Source organism: Wenjunlia tyrosinilytica, from assembly GCF_014646055.1.
GTDB lineage: Bacteria > Actinomycetota > Actinomycetes > Streptomycetales > Streptomycetaceae > Wenjunlia > Wenjunlia tyrosinilytica.
This window is the reverse complement of sequence record NZ_BMMS01000087.1, coordinates 1-7,005: the sequence shown is the minus strand read 5'-3', so window position 1 is coordinate 7,005 and position 7,005 is coordinate 1. Positions and strand designations below refer to the sequence as shown.

At 71.8% G+C, this 7,005-nt stretch carries 2 protein-coding genes; both read right to left on the bottom strand.

Annotation, left to right across the window (positions count from 1 at the left end):
- The coding region (locus IEY86_RS35275) for an SDR family NAD(P)-dependent oxidoreductase (RefSeq protein WP_444545862.1) at positions 1–5,724 on the bottom strand (5,724 nt) is incomplete at its 3' end.
- A 36-nt stretch (positions 5,725–5,760) separates the two neighbouring features.
- The coding region (locus IEY86_RS35270; RefSeq protein ID WP_189135988.1) for a type I polyketide synthase at positions 5,761–7,005 on the bottom strand (1,245 nt) is incomplete at its 5' end.

Sequence of the window (7,005 nt, the reverse complement as noted above, 5' to 3'; positions counted from 1 at the left end):
ACCATCCTGATTGACCGCACTGCCAGCCACCACCGCCAACACCGCATGACCCCGACGACGCGCATCCGACAAACGCTCCACCACCACCACCCCGACACCCTCACCCCACCCCGTACCGTCCGCCGCCTCCGAAAACGCCTTGCACCGACCATCCGCCGCCAACCCCCGCTGACGACTGAACTCCACAAACGCACCCGGCGTCGACATCACCGTCACACCACCGGCAAGCGCCACATCACACTCACCCGACCGCAACGCCTGCACCGCCAGATGCAACGCCACCAACGCCGACGAACACGCCGTATCCACCGTCACCGCAGGCCCCTCAAGACCCAGCGCATACGCCACCCGGCCCGAGACGACAGCGGCCGCGTTGCCCGTGCCGACGTAGCCGTCCGTGCCCTCGGGAGTGCTCAGCAGGAGCGCCGGATAGTCCTGGCCGTTGGACCCGACGAAGACGCCCGTCCTGCCTCCGCGCAGCGATCCGGGATCGATCCCGGCCCGCTCCAGCGCCTCCCACGACGTCTCCAGCAACAGCCGCTGCTGCGGATCGAGGGCGACTGCCTCGCGTGGGCTGATCCCGAAGAACGCCGGGTCGAACTGGTCGACTCCCTCGACGAATCCTCCATGGCGGGAGTAGCTGGTGCCGGGCTGTCCGGGCTCGGGATGGTAGAGGGCTTCGAGATCCCAGCCGCGGTCCGTGGGGAACTCGGAGATCGCGTCCCGTCCGTCGGTCACGAGCTGCCACAGGTCCTCGGGGCCGTTGACTCCGCCCGGAAGTCGGCAGCCCATTCCCACGATGACGATCGGGTCGTCCGAGGGCAGGGCCGCCGGCGTCCCGACGGTGGCGGCATCCGCCCCTAGGGCCGTTCCGAGCAGTTCGTCGCGCAGATGAGCGGCGAGGTCGACGGGCGTCGGATGGTCGAACACCAGCGTGGCGGGCAGGGAGAGGCCGGTCTCGCAGTTCAACCGGTTGCGCAGTTCCACTGCCGTCAATGAGTCGAACCCGGAGTCCCGGAAGGCGCGCCGTGCGTCCAGCAGGCCCGCACTCGCGAATCCCAGCACCTCGGCGGCTTGCGTGCGTACCAGCTCCAGGATCGCGCGCTCCCCGTCGTGAGCCGACAGCTCGGCCAGCCGCCCGCGGAGCGCGGAGCCCGCGTTGATCTCCAGCGGCTGCGCGGGCTCCGAGGTCTGCCTTGCCTCGGGGAGGTCGGCGAGCAGCGGGCTGGGACGTGTGCTGGTGAATCCGGGGGTGAACCGGGACCAGTCCACCTCGGCGACCACCGTGACCGCGTCGTCCTGGGCCAGGACCCGCTGCATCGCGGCAAGTGCCGTCCCGGGTTCGAGGGCGGTGAGGCCCCGCTTGCGCAGGTATTCCTCCGCGCCTTTTTCGGCGGCCATACCGCCCTGAGCCCACGGTCCCCACGCCACTGACGTCGCTGCCAGCCCTCGGGCGCGCCGGTCCTGGGCAAGGCCGTCGAGATAGGCGTTGGCGGCGGAGTAGGCCGCCTGGCCTCCGCTGCCCCAGACGCCCGCGATGGAGGAGAAGAGGACGAACGCGTCCAGCGGCCGGTCTCCCAGCACGGAGTCCAGGTGGGCCGCGCCGGAGACCTTCGCCGCCAGCACCTCCGCGAACCGCTCGGCATCGAGTTCCGTGAAAGGCACCGAGTCCGTGACTCCGGCCGCGTGAACGACCGCGTCCACCGGATGTTCCGCGAGCAGCCGCTCCACGGCCGCGCGGTCCGCCACTTCGCACGCGGCCACCGTCACCCGCACACCCAGGGCCGACAACTCGGACTCGAGTTCCGCGGCTCCCGGTGCCTGCGGTCCGCGGCGGCCGACGAGCACCAGGTGTTCCGCGCCCCGCTGGGCCGCCCATCTGGCGACCTGGGCGCCCAGAGCACCCGTGCCACCGGTGATCAGGACGGTCCCCCGGGGCTGCCAGCCACGGCCGGGCGCCTCCTGGTCCGGGGCCCCGGCGTCCACGGCGCGGAGCAGGCGGCGTGCGAACACTCCGGATCCACGGACCGCGACCTGGTCCTCCTGGCCCGCTGCCAGGACCGCGGCCAGTCGGGCGGCTGTGCGCCGGTCGACCTGCTCGGGCAGATCCAGCAGACCGCCCCACTGGCTCGGCAGTTCCAGGGCAGCCACCCGGCCCAGGCCCCACACGGCGGACTGAACGGGGTTCGGGGCGATGTCCGATCGGCCCGTGGACACCGCTGCGCGGGTCACCGCCCACAGGGGGGCGTCGACTCGGGCGTCGTCCAATGCCTGGACGAGCAGGACCGAGCCGAAGACCGTGTCGGCCGCATCCGCATCCGCCGCCGCGGTCGCGGCGAGCAGCGACAGCACTCCCGCCACCCCGCCGAACCCGCCCACCTGTTCGGCGAGTGCGGCGCCGTCCGTCTCCCTGGGGCACTCCAGTACGACCGGGTCCGCGCCGTTCGCCGCCAGTGCGTCCACGACCGCCCTGACCCATGCGTGCTGGGTCGAGCCCGCGTGCACCACGACGAGCCAGCGGCCCGGCAGCACGGTGTCGAGGCTCAGGTCGACGGGCTTCCAGCCGATCCGGTAGCGCAGCCGGTCCACCCGGGTCCGCTCGCGCCGCCCCTGCCGCCAGGTCGACAGCGCGGGGACCACATCTCCCAGCAGCCGCTCGTCCAGGTCCAGGGTGGCCGCGAGCTCGGCGACATCCTCGCGTTCGACGGCCTCCCAGAACCGCGCGTCCATGGCCCGGGACTCGGATGGGGGAGCGAGGTCCGCCGCAGGGGCGGCCGACGCCTCCAGCCAGAAGCGCTCACGTTGGAAGGCATACGTCGGCAGCTCGACACGGTTCGCACCGGTGCCTGCGAAGAAGGCCGACCAGTCCACGGGGACGCCGTGGGCGAACGCCGTGGACACCGCGGAGACCACCGCGTCCGATTCCGGACGGTCCTTCCGCAGCAGGGCGAGGAACAGATGCTCGGACGGCGCCTCCACGCATGCCTGGGCCATCGCGGTCAGCGTGCCGTCGGGGCCCAGCTCCACGAACCGGCTGACTCGGTGCTCCTCCAGGCGGCGGACGCCGTCGGCGAACCGCACCGCGTCACGGACATGGCTCACCCAGTGCTCCGCGGAGCACAGCTCCTCGCGGGTCGCCGACCTGCCGGTGACGGTGGAGACGACCGCGATGCGCGGCTCCCGGTAGGCCACGCTCTCGGCAACCCGGCGGAACTCCGCCAGCATCGGCTCCATCAGCGGTGAGTGAAAGGCGTGACTGACCTTCAGCCGGGCGGTCTTCCGGCCGAGTTCACGCAGATGTCCGGCGATCTCCCCGACCACTGCCTCGGCGCCCGCGATCACGGTGGCGTCCGGACCGTTGACCGCCGCGATGCCCGCCTCGTGCTCCCGCCCCTCGAGCAGCGCGAGCACCTCGTCCTCCGAGGCCTGGAGCGAGGCCATCGCCCCACCGGGCGGCAGCGCCTGCATCAACCGGCCACGCGCCGCCACCAGACGGCAGGCATCCTCCAACGACCACACCCCCGCCACATGGGCCGCGGCCAGCTCACCGACGGAATGCCCGAGCAGGAATTTCGGGGTGATCCCCCACGACTCCACCAGCCGGAACAGCGCCACCTCAAGGGCGAACAAGGCCGGCTGTGCGTACTCTGTCCGGTTCAGCGGCTCCATGTCATCGCCGAACACGACGTCTCGCAACGGGCGTTCCAGCTCCCCGTTGAACCGATCGCACACGGCGTCGAACGTCTCCGCGAAGACCGGGAAGGCCTCGTACAGCTCCCGGCCCATTCCCGGCCGCTGCGATCCCTGGCCCGCGAACAGGAAGGCGGTGCGGCCACGGGTCACTCGGCCCCGTACGACCCCGGTCTCGTTCACCCCCTCGGCCAGGGCGGTGAGACCGCGGGCGGCTGATACACCGTCCCGTACCTGGAGCACCGCGCGGTGCTCCAGGGCGGACCTTGTCGTGGCCAGGGAGAATCCCACGCCGACCGGTTCCGGAAGTCCACCCTCCCGGACACGGGACAGCAGCCGGGCGGCCTGCGCCCGTAGCGCTTCCTCGCTCCGGGCGGACACCACCCAGGGGACCACGGGCAGGATGGTCGTCGGCGCGAGCGCGTCGCGGGAGGCTTCCCCGGGCTCGGACCCGAGGGCCGCGGACACCTCGGAGTCCGTGGAAGGCTCGGCAGGCCCGGCAGGCCCGGCAGGCCCGGCAGGCCCGGCAGGCCCGGCAGGCCCGGCAGGCCCGGCAGGCCCGGCAGGCCCGGCAGGCCCGGCGGGCTCGGAAGGTCCGGCGGGTTCGGTGGGTTCGGTGGGCTCCGAGGAGTCCGATGGCTCCGGGGCCTGCTCGATGATCGCGTGGGCGTTGGTACCGCTGATGCCGAAGGAGGAGACGGCGGCCCGGCGCGGCCGTTCGGCGTCCGGCCAGTCGACCGGCTCGGTCAGCAGCCGTACCGCGCCCGCCGACCAGTCGACATGCGACGAGGGCTGGGACACATGCAGCGTCCTCGGCAGCACACCGTTGCGCATGGCCTGGACCATCTTGATGATGCTCCCGACACCCGCCGCCGACTGGGTGTGACCGATGTTCGACTTGAGGGAGCCCAGCCACAACGGGCTTGCCTCGTCGTGCTCCTTGCCATAGGTGGCCAGCAGCGCCTGCGCCTCGATGGGGTCGCCCAGGGACGTTCCGGTGCCATGGGCGTCCACCGCGTCGACCTCGGACGCCGAGAGGCCGGCGTCGGCCAGCGCCGCACGGATGACCCGCTGCTGCGACGGGCCATTGGGCGCCGTCAGACCGTTGGACGCGCCGTCCGAGTTGATGGCCGTGCCACGGACGACCGCGAGCACGGGGTGGCCTCGCCGCTGGGCGTCGGAAAGCCGCTCCACGAGGAGCATTCCGGCGCCCTCCGACCAGCCGGTGCCGTCGGCGTCCTCGGAGAACGCCTTGCAGCGGCCGTCGGCCGCCAGCCCGCGCTGCCTGCTGAACTCGTAGAACATCGCGGGGGTCGCCATCACCGCGACCCCACCCGCCAAAGCCAGGTCGCACTCGCCGCGCCGCAGCGCCAGGCACGCCCAGTGGAGGGCCACCAGCGAGGACGAGCACGCCGTGTCCACCGTCACCGTCGGCCCCTCGAGGCCGAGGGTGTAGGCGATCCGGCCGGAGGCCACCGATGTGGCATTGCCCGCCAGCAGCAGGCCCTGGACCCCTTCGGGGAACTCGGTGACGCCCGTGCCGTAGCCCGAGGTCGCCGCTCCGACGAAGACACCCGCGCTGCTGCCGCGGACCGAGGCCGGGTCGATCCCGGCGCGCTCGAAGGCCTCCCAGGCGACTTCCAGGAGCACTCTTTGCTGCGGATCCATCGCCAGCGCCTCACGCGGCGAGATCCCGAAGAATGCGGGGTCGAACTTCGAGGCGTCGTGCAGGAAGCCACCCGCATGGGCGTAGAAGGTGCCGGGGTTGTCGGGGTCGGGGTCATAGCCCGCGTCGAGGTCCCAGCCCCGGTCCACCGGGAAGCCCGAGATGGCGTCGCCGCCCTCGTCGACGAGGCGCCACAGATCCTCCGGTGAGTCGACACCTCCGGGGTAGCGGCAGCTCATCGCCACGATCGCGATGGGCTCCTGGTCCCTGGCCTCCACCTCGCGCAGCTGCCGACGGGTGTGCCGCAGCTCGGCGGTCACCCGCTTGAGGTATTCCAGGAACTTGTCGTCTTCAGCCACCAAAGCCACATCCTTGAGCCGAGCACGGCGGTTTCCCGCGGCCGATCACGACATTCCGAGTTCTTTGTCAATGAGGTCGAACAGCTCGTCCGCCGTCTCGACGGATTCGAGCTCGCCGTCGTCCGCGTCGAGGACGTCCGGTGCGTCCGTGTGTTTGCGCTGTTCCTGCCAGCGCGAAGTCAGTTGCTGCAGGCGAGAGGTGATCTTCGAATACTCCTCGTCGCCCAACTCGGCGGCGTCGAGGGCGGCTTCCAGCCGGTCGAGCTCAAGGAGGAGCGGGGCGGTGCCCGGGGCCTCCGGCAAGGTGATCTCCTCGAGCAGGTACCTCACGAGCACGATCGGCGTCGGGTAGTCGAAGACCGAAGTGGCCGGTAGCCGCAGCTTGGTGGCCGCGTTGAGGCGGTTGCGCAGCTCCACGGCGGTCAGCGAGTCGAAGCCCAGCTCCTTGAACGGCTGGTCCGGCTCGATGTCCTGCGCGGAGTAGTGCCCGAGCACCGTGGCGGCCTGGGCGCAGACCAGCTCCAGCATGAGCTGTTCCCGGTCGGCCAGGGGCAGGGCGGCCAGCCGCTGCTCGAGTTCGGCCTGGCCGACGCCGGCCGTGCCCGCTTCCGCCGTACGACGTACGGGGGTTCGGATGAGGTGGCGCAGCAGCGGCGGGATGCTCTCGGCCTGGCCGCGCAGCGCCTGGACGTCCAGGCTCATCGGGAGCGCAGTGCCGCGGTCCGGGCCGGCGCCACCGTCCAGAGCGGTGCTGTCGAGGAGAGCCAGTCCCTGCTCCGCGGTGAGCGGGTGCACACCGCCACGTGCCATGCGCAGGAGGTCGGACTCGCTCAGCTCGCTGGTCATTCCGGCACCGGGCGCCCAGGGGCCCCAGGCGAGGGATGTACCCGGCAGGCCCATCGCTCGGCGGTACTCGGCGAAGCCGTCGAGGAAGGCATTGGCCGCCGAGTAGTTCGCCTGACCGGCGGAACCGAAGGTGCCCGCGATCGAGGAGAACATCACGAACGCCGACAGGTCCGCGTCCTGGGTCAGCTCGTGGAGATGCGTCACCGCGTCCACCTTGGGACGCAGAACCGCGTCCAGGCGCTCCGGCGACAGCGCGGAGACAACACCGTCGTCCAGCACTCCGGCGGTATGCACCACGGCCGTCAGCGGATGCCCGACCGGGACGGCGGCCAGCAGATCACGGAGCGCCTCGCGATCCGATGCGTCGCAGGCCGCCACCGTCACCTCGGCGCCCAGACCGGTCAACTCCGCGACCAGTTCCCCGGCGCCCGGCGCCCGAAGTCC